Here is a 16,679-nt window from a genome sequence, read left to right as displayed (position 1 = left end):
GAAAATAGTCCGGCGCGCCAATAGTGCGTGGCCGAGCGTCCAGCGCTCCCTTGCCTGCGCGTCCTGGCCAAGTCCCCGCCCAAGGATGGGCTGACACAGTTCCTCAAGAACTGCTTCAAACTCCCCAGGCGTGCGTATCTCCCACTCAGTCTTCAGACCATCATCTCCTTGGTCGCGGTCAGCCGGATCTCCGGGTGGTCGCGGCCGATGCGGTCGATGTCCCATTGCAGACGGGTCAGGAACACCAGATCGCCGTCATGGTCATGGGCCAGATGCTGCTTGTTCGCCTCGGCAAAGGCATCGACCTTGGCCTTGGGGCCGCTGACCCAGCGGGCGCTGGTGAACTGGCTGCCCTCGAACCGGACGGGGATGCCGTATTCCAGCTCGATCCGGCTGGCCAGCACCTCGAATTGCAGCGCGCCCACGACACCCACGATGAAGCCCGAGCCGATCGACGGCTTGAAGACCTTGGCCGCGCCTTCTTCCGCGAATTGCATCAGCGCCTTTTCCAGGTGCTTGGCCTTCATCGGATCGGTCGCACGCACCGTCTGCAGCAGTTCGGGGGCAAAGGACGGAATGCCGGTGAAGCGCAGCGCCTCGCCCTCAGTCAGCGCGTCGCCGATGCGCAGCTGGCCATGGTTCGGGATGCCGATGATGTCGCCGGCCCAGGCCTCCTCAGCCAGTTCGCGGTCGGCGGCCAGGAACAGCACCGGGTTCGACACGGCCATGGGCTTCTTGGAGCGCACATGCACCATCTTCATGCCGCGTTCGAAATGCCCCGAGGCCAGCCGCACAAAGGCCACCCGGTCGCGATGTTTGGGGTCCATGTTCGCCTGGACCTTGAAGACAAAGCCGGTGACCGGCGCCTCGTCCGGCGAAATCTGGCGGCCGTCCGTGTTCTGGGGCTGGGGCGGAGGGCCGTATTCGCTGATCCCCGACATCAGCTCCTGCACGCCAAAGCTGTTGATCGCGCTGCCGAACCAAATGGGCGTCATGTGCCCCTCCAGGAACGACTGCCGGTCAAAGGCGGGCAGCAGCTCGCGCGCCATCTCGACCTCCTCGCGCAGCTTGGCCAGCAGGTCGGCGGGCACGTGATCGGCCAGCCGCGGGTCGTCCAGCCCGTCGATCTTGATGCTCTCGGCGACCTTGTTGCGGTCGGCGCGGTCCATCAGCTCCAGCCGGTCATGCAGCATGTCATAGCAGCCGATGAATTCGCGCCCCACCCCGATGGGCCAGGATGCCGGGGCCACGTCGATGGCCAGATTCTCCTGGATCTCGTCGATGATCTCGAAGGTGTCGCGGCTTTCGCGGTCCATCTTGTTGCAGAAGGTCAGGATCGGCAGGTCGCGCAGGCGGCAGACCTCGAACAGCTTGCGGGTCTGCGATTCGACGCCCTTGGCCCCGTCGATGACCATCACCGCCGCATCGACCGCCGTTAGCGTGCGATAGGTATCCTCGGAAAAATCGCTGTGCCCCGGCGTGTCCACCAGGTTGAAGCGGTGCCCGTCGAAATCGAAGGACATGGCCGAGGCCGAGACCGAGATGCCGCGATCCTTCTCCATCTGCATGAAATCCGACCGCGTGCGCCGGGCCTCGCCCTTGGCCCGCACCTGACCGGCCATCTGGATGGCGCCACCATACAGCAGGAACTTCTCGGTCAGCGTGGTCTTGCCGGCGTCGGGATGCGAGATGATCGCAAAAGTCCGGCGGCGGGCGATTTCGGGCGGAAGATCGGGGCGGTTGCTCATGCCTCGCGCTTTAGCGCGCCCGCGCGTCCGGCGCAATTCCCGGTGTTGCGGCGGGTTTGGCTTGAATTGTCTGCATCGTTTCCTTGAACTGCGGCGCCCGCCGGGGAAACTGGCCGGAACGAAAACGGAGAGGCGGATGGACGGCTCGCTGGATCAGCTGATGCGATTGTTGTCGAACCGGGGCCTGGAATGGCTGCGGCAGCGCATCATGGCCCTGCCCGAGGCGATGTCGGTCGACCACCCTGACCTGGGCGCGCTGGCGATGGTGGGCCAGGCGGCACCGGTTCTGTCGGGCTTGCGCGGGCGCATCTCTCCGATGGAGGTGATCGTGATGCGCCGCCTGACGCCCGATCTGGTGCGCGCAGGCGCGATCCGGGTGCTGGAGGGCGCACGCACGCCCGATCTGGTCCGCCTGATGCTGGCGGGGGGCCTCGTCGCCTGCGACGACCCGCTGTGGCAGATGGCCTGCGAGACGCTGGCCGAGGATGCCGCCCTGCCCCTGCCGCAACGGCTGGCCCTGTCCGATGACCCCGCCTTGCTGGCCCAGGCCGAACGGGTGCTGACCACCTCGCCGCGCCGGATCACGCCCGACCATGTCACGACGGTCGCGCAGCTGCTGATGCAGCTGTTTCACTATGGCGCGCGGCGACCGCGCCTGTCGCAGGCGCGTGCCTTCACGCAGATATTCGACCATCTGCGCAGGCTGGCGGATTGGGCGCAGGCGGCAGGCTGCACCGCCTCGGTCGCGCAGGTGGCCTTTTGCCTGCGCCTTCTGGACGAGGATTATCCGCTGGCCGAGATGGTGTCCGACCTGATCCAGGTGCAGCGGCCCGACGGGTCGTTCCCGGCCCGCCTCGGGTTCGGGACCGCCGATCAGGAGCTGGCGCAGGCGGCGGGACCCACGGTTCTGGTGGCCATGGCGCTGCATATGGCCGCGTGGCGGCGCTGGCGGGGCGCGGCGCCCGTCTGGCTGCAACCGCATCCGCTGCGCACGGCGACGCGGCTGCTGGCCGACCGCCTGGCGCGCGCGCCCATCCCCGACACGCTGGCGCTGCATGCCGCGACCAGCCTGACGCGTGCAACGGGGCAGGACTGGCTGCGGCGACTGTCGGCCCCGCGCGGAGCGGAACCGGCGCTGCTGGCGGACCTGGCGCGGGTCTGTTTCCGCGACCCCATCTCGGCGCGGCATCTGCGCCGCTGGCTGGACCTGCCGCGCCTGCCCGCAGGTCCCGCGACCCTGGACCGCGTCGAGGCCGCGTGGCTTTCGGGGGCGCCGGTCTTGATCGCCAGTCCCCTACCCCCTGCCCTGAGTGCATTGTGGGAGCGTGCCGCCCGCACCGGCGATGACGTCCTGTTCATGGACTGCGCCCGCATCGCGCTGCATCACGGCGACGGGGTGCCTGCCCCCGTGATCCGCGACCGCGCCCGACGGCTGGCCGCGCGCGCGCTGACGGCACAGGATTCGGTGCCCGACATGCTGGTCAGCCTGGACCGCCTGTCCCTGCTGGCGCAGCTGTTGGAGCCTGAACCGGCCGCAGCCGCCGCCGCCTGACCGGTCAGAACAGCCCTTCGACCTGGCCCTGATCGTCCAGGCGGATCACTTCGGCCGCCGGGTGTCGCGGCAGGCCGGGCATGGTCATGATCTGCCCGCAGATCGCCACGACAAAGCCCGCGCCCGCGTTCAGGCGCACCTCGCGCACCGGGATCGTGTGGCCGGTGGGCGCGCCCCGCAGGTCGGGATCGGTCGAAAAGCTGTATTGCGTCTTGGCGATGCAGACCGGCATGTGGCCATGCCCCGCCGCCTGCCAAGCCTCCAGCTGGGCGCGGACGCCCGGCGCGGCCTCGACATGGGCGGCGCGGTGGATGCGGGTGCAGATGGTCTCGATCTTGTCCCACAGGGGCATGGCGTCGGGATAGAGCGGCGCGAACTGCGCCTTGCCGCCCTCGGCCAGACCCACCACCGCGCGGGCCAGATCGGTGGCGCCCGCGCCACCCTCGGCCCAATGCCGCGCCAGAATCGCCTGCACCCCCTGCTGGGCGCAATAGGCGCGCAGGGCGTCGATCTCGGCCTCGATATCGCCCGCGAAATGGTTCAGCGCGACGACCACGGGCAGGCCAAAGCTGCGGATATTCTCGATATGGCGGCCCAGATTGGCGCAGCCCGCGGTGACGGCGGCGACATCCTCAGACCCCAGATCAGCCTTGGCGACGCCGCCGTTCATCTTGAGCGCGCGGACCGTGGCCACCAGCACCACGGCGGCGGGCGACAGCCCCGCCAGACGGCACTTGATGTTCAGGAACTTCTCGGCGCCCAGATCGGCGCCGAAGCCCGCCTCGGTCACGACGTAATCGGACAGGCGCAGCGCCGCGCGGGTGGCGATCACGCTGTTGCAGCCATGGGCGATATTGGCAAAGGGCCCGCCATGGACCAGCGCCGGGTTGTTCTCCACCGTCTGGACCAGATTGGGCTGCAGCGCGTCCTTGAGCAGGACCGTCATCGCCCCATCCGCCTGCAAATCGCGCGCGGTGACGGGGCGTCGGTCGCGCGTCTCGGCCACGACGATGCGGCCCAGACGGTCCTGCAGGTCGGCCAGGTCGCGCGCCAAGCACAAGATCGCCATGACCTCGGAGGCCACGGTGATGTCGAAGCCGGTCTGGCGCGAGAACCCGTTGGCCGGACCGCCCAGACCCACGACCGTATCGCGCAGCGCCCGGTCGTTCATGTCCATCACCCGCCGCCAGGTGATGCGGCGTGTGTCGATGTCCAGCGCGTTGCCCCAGTGAATGTGGTTGTCGATCATCGCGGCCAGCAGGTTGTGGGCCGAGGTGATGGCGTGGAAATCGCCGGTGAAATGGAGGTTCATCTCCTCCATGGGCACGATCTGCGCGCGCCCACCGCCTGCCGCGCCGCCCTTCATGCCGAAATTCGGCCCCAGGCTCGCCTCGCGGATGCAGATGGTCGCGCGGTGGCCCAGCAGGTTCAGCGCGTCGCCCAGACCCACGGTGGTGGTGGTCTTGCCCTCGCCCGCAGGGGTCGGGTTGATGGCGGTGACCAGGATCAGGCGGCCCTGGGGACCGCTGAGGCCGGCCAGCGCGTCATGGGTGATCTTGGCCTTGTCATGGCCATAGGGCAGGATCTGGTCGGGCGTCAGGCCAAGCCGGGCGGCGATATCCGCAATGGGCCGCTTGGACGCGGCCCGCGCGATCTGAAGATCGGTCTGCATGATCTAGCGCACCACCATCACGGAGACGGGCGAATGGCGCACCACCGCATTGGCGTCCCGGCTGACCAGGATGCTGCGCAGCTCATCCGGCTTGTCGCTGGCCATGACGATCAGGTCGGCCTTGTACTTCGCCGCGGCCTTGAGGATCGTCTCGGCCACATGGCCGTGCCCCACGTGGATGCGGACCCGGGATTCGTCGGGGAAGTGCTGACTGGCGAAATCGTCCAACGCCTCCTTCATCTTCTGCAGGATCTTCTGCTCATAGCCCTTGGGCAGGAAGGTCGCGACCATCGAGCTGCCGAAATCATGCACGATCCCCAGCAGGTGGATCACCCCCTGCTCTCCCGCCAGCCGCTTGGCGGCAGGCAGGGCCTTTTCCCAGCTTTCGGGATGCTGCAGGTCGATGGGCAACAACACGGTGTCATGCATGACGCGCTCCTTTCACGGGTTCGGCGCGGGGTTCGCGGCGGCGCTGCAGCCAGACGACCAGCCCCATCAGCAGGAAGGCCGGGATATAGATCCAGTACCGCGACGGTGCCGGAACGGGCGCGTTCACCGTCAGGATCGTCTGGTCCCAATCCAGACCGGCGGCCTGTGCAGGGCTGTCAAAGGCCACGTTGTCGATCAGCATCCGGTCGCCATCCTGGGCCAGTTCGATCCCGGCGGCGGCCAGACGCTCCTCTCCGGTGGCGCCGGGCGGGACGGCCAGCAGGGCGGTGAATTCAACCGGGTTGCCGATGTCGTTCAGCCCCGCGATCTGCAGGCGCAGGCCCTCGCCCGGGTCGCTGTCCTCCAGCGCCTGGACGAACTCGGTCCCCGGACGCTCCTCGAAGGGCGGGAAGACATAGTCCCAGAAGAAGCCCGGCCGGAAGATGGTGAAGGCGATCAGCAGCAGCAGGACCGTCTCCCAGATCTTGTTGCGCACCAGGAACCAGCCCTGCGTCGCCGCCGCGAACAGCAGCATCGCGATGGTCGCGGTGACAAAGACAAAGATGCCCTGCATCCACCCCACGTCGATCAGCAGCAGGTCGGTATTGAAGATGAACAGGAACGGCAGCGCCGCCGTCCGCAGGCTGTAGAAGAACGCCACGACACCGGTGCGGATCGGATCGCCCCCCGACACCGCCGCCGCCGCAAAGGAGGCAAGCCCCACGGGCGGCGTCACATCGGCCATGATGCCGAAATAGAAGACGAACAGATGGACCGCGATCAGCGGCACGATCAGCCCGTTCTGCTGGCCCAGGGTGACGATGACCGGCGCCAGCAGCGCAGAGACGACGATATAGTTCGCCGTGGTCGGCAGCCCCATCCCCAGGATCAGCGACAGCACCGCCGTCAGGCCCAGGATGGCCAGCAGGTTGCCGCCCGACAGCACCTCGACCACATCGGCCAGGGCCGAGCCCACGCCGGTCTGGCTGACCGCGCCCACGATGATGCCCGCCGTCGCCGTGGCGATGCCGATGCCGATCATGTTGCGTGCGCCCGAGATCAGACCGTCGACCAGATCGTCCACGCCCACCCGCAGCGCGCGGGCCGTGGTGCTGATGCCGGTGCGGTCCGCGCCGCGCAGCCACACCATCAGCGGGCGCTGCGTCAGCAGGATGAAGATCATATATGCCGTGGCCCAGAAGGCCGACAGGCCCGGCGACAGCCGGTCCACCATCAGCGCCCAGACCAGCACCACCACCGGCAGGATATAGTGCAGGCCCGACCGCACCGTCGGTCCCGGCAGCGGCAGCGCCGTCACCGGGGCGTTGGGGTCGTCGATCTGCAGCGGCTCCTCGCGCGAGGCGACCCACATCAGGCCGACATAGGCCGCCGTCAGCAGGCCAAAGACCACATAGGGCGCGCTGGAGCCGAAGGCGGGCCGGATCCATCCCATCAGGTAATAGACCGCCAGCGACAGCGCGCAGATCCCCGCCACCATGAAGGCGATGAACATCAGGCGCTGCAGGATCGGGGGCGGCTCATAGGCGCGGGGCAGGCCCTGCATGCCGGCCTTCATCGCCTCCAGATGGACGATGTAGACCAGCGCGATATAGCTGATCGTGGCGGGCAGGAAGGCGTGCTTGACCACGTCGAAATAGGGGATGCCCACATATTCGACCATCAGGAAGGCCGCGGCCCCCATCACGGGCGGCATGATCTGGCCGTTGACCGAGGATGCGACCTCGACCGCGCCGGCCTTTTCGCTGGAAAAGCCCACCTTCTTCATCAGCGGGATGGTGAAGGTGCCGGTGGTGACCACGTTGGCGATGGATGACCCCGAGATCAGGCCGGTCATGGCGCTGCTGACCACGGCGGCCTTGGCCGGCCCGCCCCGCAGGTGCCCCATCAGCGAGAACGCCACCTGGATGAAGTAGTTGCCCGCCCCCGCCTTGTCCAACAGCGCGCCGAACAGCACGAACAGGAACACGAAGCTGGTCGAGACGCCCAGGGCGATGCCGAAGATGCCCTCGGTCGTGACCCATTGGTGGTTGGCGACCTCGGCCAGCGAATTGCCGCGATGGGCGATGATCGAGGGCATGTAGGGCCCCAGGAACGTATAGACCAGGAACACCGTCGCCACGATCATCAGCGCCGGGCCCAGGCTGCGGCGCGTGGCCTCCAGCAGCAGCAGGATGCCGATCACGGCCATCAGCACGTCGGTGGTGATCGGCGCGCCGACCCGGCGGCCCAGGGCGTCGCTGTTGAGGAACACGTACATCGTGACGCCCACGCCCACCAGCGCCAGCGCCCATTCCCACGGCGGCACGCGGGTCTTGGGGCTGCCCAGCAGGACGGCGGCGATCACGCCCGCCCCGGCCAGCGCGATCCACCAGATCGGCATGGCGGCGGGGGCGCCATAGATGAACAGGCCCGACAGGATCAGCGGAACCGCGACCCCCAAGGCCAGCTGAAACGGTGATCTTTCAGCGGGATAGGCCATGAAAGCCAGAAACAGCGCGAAGGCCAGATGCACCGCGCGGGCATCGGTCGCGCTGATGATGCCGAAATTCAGCATGAAGGGCAGCGGCGAGGCGATCCACAGCTGGAACAGCGACCAGCACAACGCCACCGCCAGGATCAGCTTGCCCACCAGCCCCGGCGGCGTGCGCGCGCCCGTGTCCGAGGAGGCGACCAGCTCGTCCAGCTCCTCCTGCGTCAGCGCCCCGCGCCCCGAAGCCTGCATCTCGACCGCGCTGGCCTGTTGCTGGCGCTCCTTTGTCCCGTCGTTCCGGCTCATCACGGCACCCCCTGCGATCCATCTTGTTCTTGTTCAGGCATGATGAAGGGGCGGCCCCATCAGGGCCGCCCCGGTCAGGCGTGGATCACTCGATCCAGCCCTGTTCGCGGTAATACCGCTCGGCGCCCGGATGCAGGGGGGCGCTGTTGCCGTCGGCGATCATCTCCTCGGGCGTCAGGGTCGCGAAGGCGGGGTGCAGGCCCTTGAAGCGGTCAAAGTTGTCGAACACCGCCTTGACCACCTGATAGACGGTCTCCTCGGGGATTGCGGCCGAGGTCACGAAGGTCGCCTTGACGCCAAAGGTCTCGGTATCCTCGTCATTGCCGGCATACATGCCGCCGGGGATCGTGACCTTGGAGTAGAAGGGATTGGCCTCGACCAGCGCGTCGATCTCGGGGCCGGACACGTCGACCAAGCGGGCGTCCACGGTCGAGGTCGCCTCCTGGATCGAGCCGTTGGGATGGCCCACGGTATAGCTGATCGCGTCGACCTGGTTGTCGCCCAGCGCCGCTGACTGTTCGGCCGGGCGCAGCTCGGACGACAGGGCAAAGTCGGACATGCTCATGCCCATCGCCTCCAGCACGACCTCGAAGGTCCCGCGCGAGCCCGACCCGGGGTTGCCCACGTTCACGCGCTTGCCCGACAGATCAGTAAAGGTCTCGACGCCGCTATCGGCGCGGGCCACGACGGTGAAGGGCTCGGGGTGGACGGCAAAGACCGCGCGCAGGTCCTCGAACGCGTCGCCCTCATAGTCAGAGCTGCCGTTATAGGCGTGGAACTGCCAGTCGGACTGGGCCACGCCCATGGTCATGCCGCCGGACTTGATCTGGTTGATGTTGTCGATGGACCCGCCGGTCGCGGGCGCGGTGCAGCGCAGGCCGGTGGTGGCGGTGTCGCGGTTCACCAGGCGGCAGATCGACTGGCCCACGACGTAATAGACGCCGGTCTGGCCGCCGGTGCCGATCGTGATGAACTGTTCCTGTTGCGCCATCAGCGGCGTGGCGCAGAGCGCGAAGGCGGTGCTCAGCAGGACGGGTTTCAGGTGGCTCATGCGGCGTCTCCCTTGGTCTGTTTTGGCCGGTCGGGGCGCGCCTGGCGCCCGGACCCGCAGGATCACGTCATCGTCAGGGAACTGTGCGCGAAACACAACCCCGTCGCTGAACCGCCGTGCCTTACCCTCGGTTCCGGCCGGGCTCCAGACCGATCGCGGTTTTTCGCGCCGCCTGCCCTCAGCCCGCCAGCGCAGCCGCCACATGGTCGCGCAGCGCGGGCAGCAGATCGGCCTGAAACCACGGGTTCGCGCGCAGCCAGCCGGTGTTGCGCCAGCTGGGATGGGGCAGCGGGATCACGTCCGGCGCATGGGCGCGCCAGTCGCGCACCGTGGGCGTGACCGACCGCGCGCCCAGGTGCCAGCGCATCGCATGCCCGCCTACCAGCAGCGTCAGCCGCGGCTGCAGCAGCGCCATCACGGGCGCGCGCCAGGTCGCCGCGCAGATCGGCGGCGGCGGCAGGTCGGCCCCACGCGCATCATAGCCCGGAAAGCAGAAGGCCATCGGCACGATGGCGATCCGGTCGCGGTCATAGAAGGTCGGTCGGTCGATCCCCATCCAGTCGCGCAGCCGGTCGCCCGACCGGTCGTCAAAGGGTAGACCGCTGGCGTGGACCCGTGCGCCGGGTGCCTGCCCCGCGATCAGAACCCGCGCCGTGCGGCTGAACCACACGACCGGGCGCGGCCGATGGCCGGTCGCCGTCGCCGCAAAGCGGTCGCGGCAGATCCGGCAGGCCCGGATGCGGTCGTCCAGCGGAGGTTCAGGCGCCATCATCTGCGGCATTTATGACGAAATGATCAAGAAATAAGGCTGGTCAGATCACAATTTCTGGGGCCGGATGGCAAGGCTGGACAGCCCGTCCGGCCCGCCCTAAGGTCGCCCCGGCAGTCGAGGCACCCGGCATGGCACGCCTCGTGCCGTTTTTTGTTGGTAAAGCAAGGCCATGCTAGAATTTGACGATGTGTCCAAGTCGTTCTGGACCGGCAAGCAGCATAAGATCATCCTGGACCAGGCCTCGTTCCGGGTGGAACTGGGCCAGTCCCTGGGCATCCTGGCCCCCAACGGCACCGGCAAGACGACGCTTGTGAACATGATGTGCGGCCTGGAGAAGGCCGATGAGGGGCGGATCAGGCGCGAATGCCGGATCTCGTTTCCCCTGGGCTTCATGGGCGGTCTGGTCAGCCGCCATACCGGCAACGAAAACGCGCGCTATATCGCCCGGATCTACGGGCTGGACCCGGATTACGTCTCGGCCTTCACCCGCTGGCTGTGCGACATCCACGAATATTTCGACATGCCCGTAGGCACCTATTCCAGCGGCATGCGGCAGCGATTCAACTTTTCGCTGCTGCTGGCGCTGGATTTCGACATCTACCTGATTGATGAGGGCATGCCCCAGACCACCGATGTCGAATTCAACCGCAAGGCAGGCCGCGTCCTGTTCGAACGTTTGCAGACCGCCACCACGGTGATCGTGTCGCACCAGCCCAGCACCATCGAAAAGTTCTGCAACCGGGCGGCGATCCTGCGCGACGGCAGGCTTTACCTGTTCGAGACCCTCGACGAGGCAAAGCAATATTATGACTACACCTCCTAGAGCGCGCCGGTATCACCTCTCTGCCTCGGAATCGGTCACGCAGGGCGGCAGCCCCGGCGCCGTGCCCGCGGACCACACCGGCGCCGCGCCGCGCGCCCCTGACGGGGCCATCCGGGTCGAAGTGACGCGCCGTGCGCCCCGTGCCGCAGGGAACACCGAGCCCCCCAAGGACCGCCAGGCACGGCTGGACAAGTTCCTGGCCACCGGTCCAGTCGATGACGGTTTCGGCGATTTCAGCCTGACCAAGCCCCCGGCCGCGGCGCCTGCGGCCCCCGCCCCCGCCGACGACCCCGATCTGGAGGCCAAACTGGCCGCGATCCGCGCGGAAAAGCTGACCGAGCGGCAGATGCGCATCGCCCGCCGCATCGCCGCCCTGCACCAAATCGAGGCCGCATCCCCCGAGGAGGCCGTCCTGCGCCTGCGCGAGCGGGGGATCGACCCGTCGCATCGCACTGCGGTCGGCAGCATCCTGTCCTCCGAAGGCAGCCGCGCGCAGGCGGCCCCCGCGCCCAACGCCCCGGCGCTGCGGCCCGCGCCCGTCCCCTCGATCCTGCCGGACCGGGCGCCGGGAAAGCGCCCCGCCCTGCCCTCGCGGGAGGAACTGACCGAGGAAAAGCGCGCCGCCGAGATTTATCGCATCCAGCGCGACCTGGCCCGCCGCCGCCGCCGCCGGATGGCGATGCTGGCCTTTCGCCTGATGCTGTTCGTCATGCTGCCGACAGTCCTGGTCGGCTGGTATTACCACCGCATCGCCTCGCCGCTTTATGCGACCGTGTCGCAGTTCCAGATCCAGTCGGCCGAAGGCGGCGGGTCGGGCGGCGGTCTGGGGGCGATGCTGGGCGGCACGGGCCTGGGCACGAACCAGGACGCCGTCGCGGTCCAGAGCTATCTGACATCGCGCGACGCCATGCTGCGGCTGGACGCGGAGCTGGGGTTCCGGCGCGCGTATCAGGACCCCTCGGTGGACGCGATCAAGCGCCTGCCCCCCGATGCCACGAACGAGGCGACGTTCAGCCTGTATCAGGATTCGGTCAAGATCGGCTATGACCCGACCGAGGGCGTGCTGAACATGGAGGTGATTGCCCCCAATCCCGAATTAAGCGAGCAGTTCTCGCGCGCGCTGATCACCTATGCCGAGGAGCTGGTCGATGCGCTGACCTCGCGGATGCGCGCCGACCAGATGGAGGGCGCCCGCGAGACCTATGAGGATGCCGAGGCCAAGATGCTGGCCGCCCAGATGCGTGTGCAGGAGCTGCAGGTCAGGCTGGGCGTGCTGGACCCGGTCGCCGAAAGCAGCGTCGTGATGGGCCAGGTCAGCGGCCTGGAAAGCCAGCTGACGGAAAAACAGCTGGAGCTGGGGCAGCTGCTGGCCAATCCGCGCCCGCTGCAGAGCCGCGTGGATGCGGTGCGCGGCGACATCACCCGCCTGCGCGAGCTGATCGCCGAGACGCGCCTGCAACTGACGCAGGACAGCGACACCCGCGGCTCTCTGGCCGCGATCGCGGGAGAGCTGCGCGTGGCCGAGGCCGAGATGGTCACCCGCCAGGAGATGCTGGGCGCCGCCGCCGCCCAGATGGAGGCCGCGCGCATCGAGGCCAACAAGCAGGTCCGCTATCTGTCGCTGTCCATCGCGCCGATCCCGCCGGACGAGGCGACATATCCCAAGGCGTTCCAGAACACCCTGGTGGCTTTCCTGATCTTTTCGGGTATCTATCTGATGCTGTCGCTGACGGCCTCCATCCTTCGCGAACAGGTATCGACATGACCACGCCCAAGCATATCCCCATCGGCCCGATCACCTGCGGCAACGACCTGCCGCTGACGGTGATCGCCGGACCCTGCCAGCTGGAAAGCCTGGACCACGCGCTGATGATCGCCGAGACGATGGCCGCGGCCTGCGCCGATGCGGGCGCGTCCTTCGTGTTCAAGGCCAGCTATGACAAGGCCAATCGCACGTCCCTGTCGGGGCGCCGCGGCCTGGGCATCGACGAGGGGCTGGCGATCCTGGCCGCCGTGCGTGACCGTTTCGGCTGTCCGGTCCTGACCGACGTGCATGACGCCGGCCAGGCGATCCGCGCGGCCGAGGTCGTGGACGTGATCCAGATCCCGGCCTTCCTGTGCCGCCAGACCGACCTGCTGCTGACGGCGGGCCGGACAGGGGCGGTCGTGAACATCAAGAAGGGTCAGTTCCTGGCGCCGTGGGACATGCCGAACGTGGCCGACAAGGTCGCCTCGACCGGCAATGGCAACATCCTGCTGACCGAACGCGGGGCCAGCTTTGGCTATAACACGCTGGTGGCGGACATGCGGTCGCTGCCGATCATGGCGCGCACCGGCTATCCGGTGATCATGGACGCGACCCATTCCGTCCAGCAGCCCGGCGGCCAGGGCGGCAGCTCGGGCGGGCAGCGCGAATTCGCGCCGGTGATGGCGCGGGCGGCGGTGGCGCTTGGCGTGGCCGGGGTCTTCATCGAGACGCATGAGGCGCCCGACACCGCGCCCTCGGACGGGCCGAACATGATCCCGCTGGACCGGATGCCCGCGCTGATCGCCTCTCTGATGGCCTTCGACCGACTGGCAAAGGCCGACCCGCTGCCGGCATGATCCGTGCGCTGCTGATCCTGCTGGCGCTGGCCGCGCCCGTCGCGGCGCAGGCCCCCGACCCCGCCGTGCCGCAGGTGCCAAGCGGCGCGATCTCGACCCAGGACAATCAGGCGACCGATCTGGCGATCCTGGCGCGTATCAGCAGCATCCTGGCGCAGGTGCCCGAATTCGACGGGGTCAGCGCGCGGGTCGATGCCGGCATCGTCACCCTGACCGGAGAGGTCACCGAACAGCAGACCGTCGCCCGGCTGGAGACCCTGCTGGCGCGGGTCGAGGGCGTCGTCGCGATCGAGGACCGGGTGACCCTGTCCACCGATCTGGGCACGCGGCTGGTCTCGGTCCGCGACCGGTTCCAGACGCGGCTGACGGCGGTGGTGGCGGGGCTGCCCTTCATGGCGCTTGGCCTGGCCGTGGGGGCAGTGATCGTGCTGGCGGGCGGCTGGCTGTCGCGGCGCGAACGCGCGCTGGCGGGAATTGCGCCCAATCCCTTCATCGCGGGGTTTCTGGCGCAGACGATTCGGCTGACCGCCTGGATCGTGGCACTGGTGGTCGCGCTGGACCTGATGGGGGCGCGGGCGCTGCTGGGCACGCTGTTGGGTGCTGCGGGCATCTTTGGCCTGTCGCTGTCCTTTGCCGCGCGCGACACGATCGAGGGGTTCGTGGCCACGATGCTGCTGTCGCTGCGCCAGCCCTTCAACCCGAACGATCTGATCGAGGTGAACGGCCTGCGCGGCCGGGTGATCCGCCTGACCAGCCGGGGCACCACCCTGCTGACGCTGGACGGCAACCACATCCGCATCCCGAACCAGATCATCTACAAGGCGGTCCTGACGAATTACACGCGCAATCCGGAACGGCGCTTCATGGTCGATCTGGCGATCGATCCGGGCGCCGATCTGGGCCGCGCGCGCGACGTCGTGCTGAAGACGCTGGCGGGCATGGATTTCGTGCTGAAACGCCCCGAACCGGTGGCCTGGCTGGATGCGCAGGGCCCCGAACATGTGGTGATCCGCGCGGGGGGCTGGGTGTCGCAGGACGGCACCGATTTCGACCTGGCGCGGGGCGAGGCGTTCCGCCTGCTGCGCCACGCGCTGGACGCCAAGGGCTATCTGATCCCCGAGCCCATCCACCGTATTCGCCTGGAACAGACCGACGCGTCCGAAGCGCCTGCCGCCACGCGGCCCTCGCGCCCCGCCGACCGCCGCCTGTCGGATCTGGGCCCCGACGCCGCCTTCGAGGAGATGGTCGAGCGCGAGCGCATCGATGACGGCCGCGACCTGCTGAACCCCACCCCGCGCGGTTAGGCCGCGCGACCGGCCGCATCGGCCGATGCCCAGGCCCATTGAAAGTTATAGCCGCCCAGCCAGCCGGTCACGTCGACGCATTCGCCGATGAAGGCCAGCCCCGGCACCTGCCGCGCCTGCATGGTCCGCGCATCCAGATCGCGTGTATCGACCCCGCCCAATGTGACCTCGGCGGTGCGATAGCCTTCGGTGCCCACGGGGCGCACCTGCCAGCGGTTGACCCGCGCGCCCAGGGCGTCCAGGCGGGCGTTCGGCTGATCGGCCAGCCGCGCCTGCACAAGCCCCGTCTCGGCGACGATGGCCTGCGCCAGGCGATCGGGCAGCATCTGCCCCAGCACGGTGGCGACCTGCGCACGGCCCGCCCCCGCCCGCGCGGCCTTCAGCGCGGCCGCGATATCGCGGTCGGGCGACAGGTCGATGGTCAGCGTCTCTCCGGCCTGCCAAAAGCTGGAGATCTGCAGAATTACCGGCCCGCTGAGGCCCCGATGCGTGAACAGCAGCGCGTCGCGAAACGCCCCGCCCCCATGGGCGATCCGCGCCTCGACGGACAGGCCCGCCAGAGGGCGGCAGAGCGCCAGATCCTGCTCGGCAAAGGTCAGCGGCACCAGCGCCGGACGCGTCTCAACCAGACGCAACCCGAACTGGCGCGCCAGGTCATAGGCCATGCCGGTCGCCCCGATCTTGGGGATCGACTTGCCGCCCGTGGCCACGACCACGCGCGCCGCCGTGATCGCCCCGCCTGAGGTCTCCAGCACAAAGCGGTCGCCCTGACGCTCCACCCCGGCGATGCGGGTCTCCAGCCGCAACTCGGCCCCGGCCATGCGGTCCAGCAGCATCGCGGTGATCTGGGTGGCCTTGCCATCGCAGAACAACTGGCCCTGGGTCTTCTCATGCCAGGCGATTCCCGCCGTCTCGACCAGATCGACAAAGGCCTGAGGCCGATACCGCGCCAGAGCACTGGCCGCGAATCGCGGATTGTCCGACAGGAACCGATCGGGCGCGGTCGCAAGGTTCGTAAAATTGCACCGCCCCCCGCCCGAGATGCGGATCTTTTCCGCCGGGGTGGCGGCATGATCCAGCACGATGACCCGCCGCCCCTGCGCCAGCGCCGATCCGGCGCAGAACAATCCGGCCGCGCCGGCCCCCAATATGACAAGATCCGCATGTTCCATGCCGCGTCGATAGCGGGGCTTTCGCATGGGGGCAAGATTTCTGCATTTTCCGTCTTGCACCCCCCGACGCGCTTGGGTAATCACCCTGCACAGTTGGGGCGTGGCCAAGTGGTAAGGCATCGGTTTTTGGTACCGTGTACCGTAGGTTCGAATCCTACCGCCCCAGCCAATTCATATTTAGTAGTAAAATCAACAGCTTAACGTGGCGCTGTCGAGCGTATGTGTTACAACTCTGTTTGTGTAGCACGTGGGCTATTTTGGTTGCATCGACTCATGCCAATAAGAAAAGCCCCGAACGCTATGGGGGCGTTCGGGGCAATAGGCAGGCACCGCGCGGCGGATAGGAGATTGCCACCGTGCCATGTCGGGGTTTTTGGGATGCCACCCGCGCAGTGATCCGACTGATCGCAGTCCAGGGCGGTTCTCGGTTCGCCCTAGACTACTTAGCATTACGGCTGATCAGGCTGCGTGTCGCATGCGATCAGGCAGCTTTTTCTTTGCCTTCCTGATCACGCTGCCATTCGGTATAGGCGATCTCCTCGCGAAGATCGCGTTCCGCCTGCTCAGCATTCAACAGCCGAAGTTCAAGTGCTGCTGCCTTTGCGTCAGCCTTGGCTTTCTTCAACTCGGCGTTGTTGCGTAACTCACGCGTGAGACGTGATGCCCCCTTTCCCCGTTGTCATCAGTCCACGCGGACTATCTCGGCCGTTCCGATGGCCGAGAAGCGGTTCATGAGTGCGATGCGGATTTGGATT

General features: G+C 67.8%; 13 protein-coding genes and 1 tRNA gene. 6 read left to right on the top strand and 8 right to left on the bottom strand.

The annotated features are described in order from the left end of the window. Window positions 1-152: 152 nt before the first annotated feature. Entirely contained in the window at window positions 153-1,748 is a 1,596-nt protein-coding gene (locus FA740_RS13700; RefSeq protein WP_136857337.1) for a peptide chain release factor 3, read from the bottom strand. 136 nt (window positions 1,749-1,884) lie between these two features. On the opposite strand from FA740_RS13700, the gene FA740_RS13695 reads away from it, so the two are divergent. Next, complete coding sequence (locus tag FA740_RS13695; protein ID WP_136857336.1) at window positions 1,885-3,300, top strand: hypothetical protein; 1,416 nt, start codon at window positions 1,885-1,887, stop codon at window positions 3,298-3,300. Window positions 3,301-3,304: 4 nt separating this feature from the next. Here FA740_RS13695 and FA740_RS13690 read toward each other — a convergent pair whose 3' ends face one another. The 5 genes from FA740_RS13690 to FA740_RS13670 all read right to left on the bottom strand — a co-directional run bounded on the left by FA740_RS13690 (window position 3,305) and on the right by FA740_RS13670 (window position 10,021). Next, window positions 3,305-4,972: a formate--tetrahydrofolate ligase gene (locus FA740_RS13690; RefSeq protein ID WP_136857335.1), complete on the bottom strand. Its 1,668-nt coding sequence runs from the start codon at window positions 4,970-4,972 to the stop codon at window positions 3,305-3,307. Between the two features lie 3 nt (window positions 4,973-4,975). After that, a complete protein-coding gene (locus tag FA740_RS13685; protein WP_136857334.1) occupies window positions 4,976-5,401 on the bottom strand; it encodes a universal stress protein in 426 nt (141 codons plus the stop codon). Next, the gene (locus tag FA740_RS13680) at window positions 5,394-8,198 is read right to left on the bottom strand and encodes a TRAP transporter permease (protein WP_136857333.1); all 2,805 of its coding nucleotides are present in this window, start codon (window positions 8,196-8,198) and stop codon (window positions 5,394-5,396) included. The genes FA740_RS13685 and FA740_RS13680 overlap by 8 nt, the downstream gene beginning before the upstream one ends. Before the next feature lie 85 nt (window positions 8,199-8,283). Beyond that, window positions 8,284-9,249 (bottom strand): TAXI family TRAP transporter solute-binding subunit, encoded by a 966-nt coding sequence (locus FA740_RS13675; RefSeq protein WP_136857332.1) that lies wholly within the window; start codon window positions 9,247-9,249, stop codon window positions 8,284-8,286. Between the two features lie 178 nt (window positions 9,250-9,427). Then, on the bottom strand, window positions 9,428-10,021 hold the full coding sequence (locus FA740_RS13670; protein ID WP_136857393.1) for a uracil-DNA glycosylase family protein: 594 nt from the start codon (window positions 10,019-10,021) through the stop codon (window positions 9,428-9,430). Window positions 10,022-10,190: 169 nt separating this feature from the next. Between FA740_RS13670 and FA740_RS13665 the strand changes: the two genes are divergently transcribed. From FA740_RS13665 to FA740_RS13650, 4 genes are all read left to right on the top strand, one after another. After that, window positions 10,191-10,844: an ABC transporter ATP-binding protein gene (locus FA740_RS13665; RefSeq protein ID WP_136857331.1), complete on the top strand. Its 654-nt coding sequence runs from the start codon at window positions 10,191-10,193 to the stop codon at window positions 10,842-10,844. Window positions 10,845-10,905: 61 nt separating this feature from the next. Beyond that, window positions 10,906-12,609: a KpsE/RkpR family capsule polysaccharide export protein gene (locus FA740_RS13660; RefSeq protein ID WP_246053635.1), complete on the top strand. Its 1,704-nt coding sequence runs from the start codon at window positions 10,906-10,908 to the stop codon at window positions 12,607-12,609. Continuing rightward, window positions 12,606-13,448, top strand: a complete 843-nt coding sequence (gene kdsA, locus FA740_RS13655; protein WP_136857329.1) for a 3-deoxy-8-phosphooctulonate synthase — start codon at window positions 12,606-12,608, stop codon at window positions 13,446-13,448. The genes FA740_RS13660 and kdsA overlap by 4 nt, the downstream gene beginning before the upstream one ends. After that, entirely contained in the window at window positions 13,445-14,752 is a 1,308-nt protein-coding gene (locus FA740_RS13650; RefSeq protein WP_136857328.1) for a mechanosensitive ion channel family protein, read from the top strand. Before kdsA ends, FA740_RS13650 begins: the two co-directional genes overlap by 4 nt. On the opposite strand, the gene FA740_RS13645 is transcribed toward FA740_RS13650, so the two are convergent. After that, entirely contained in the window at window positions 14,749-15,924 is a 1,176-nt protein-coding gene (locus FA740_RS13645; protein WP_136857392.1) for a BaiN/RdsA family NAD(P)/FAD-dependent oxidoreductase, read from the bottom strand. The genes FA740_RS13650 and FA740_RS13645 overlap by 4 nt on opposite strands. A gap of 94 nt (window positions 15,925-16,018) precedes the next feature. Here FA740_RS13645 and FA740_RS13640 point away from each other — a divergent pair. Next, window positions 16,019-16,093 (top strand) — tRNA-Gln (locus FA740_RS13640). Window positions 16,094-16,405: 312 nt separating this feature from the next. Here the strand turns inward: FA740_RS13640 and FA740_RS19740 are convergent. Beyond that, a complete protein-coding gene (locus FA740_RS19740; protein WP_169306308.1) occupies window positions 16,406-16,549 on the bottom strand; it encodes a hypothetical protein in 144 nt (47 codons plus the stop codon). Window positions 16,550-16,679: the final 130 nt, after the last annotated feature.

This window comes from Paracoccus hibiscisoli, assembly GCF_005048265.1.
Lineage (GTDB): Bacteria > Pseudomonadota > Alphaproteobacteria > Rhodobacterales > Rhodobacteraceae > Paracoccus > Paracoccus hibiscisoli.
The sequence above is the reverse complement of the archived record's forward strand: the minus strand, read 5'-3'. Positions and strand labels throughout refer to the sequence as shown.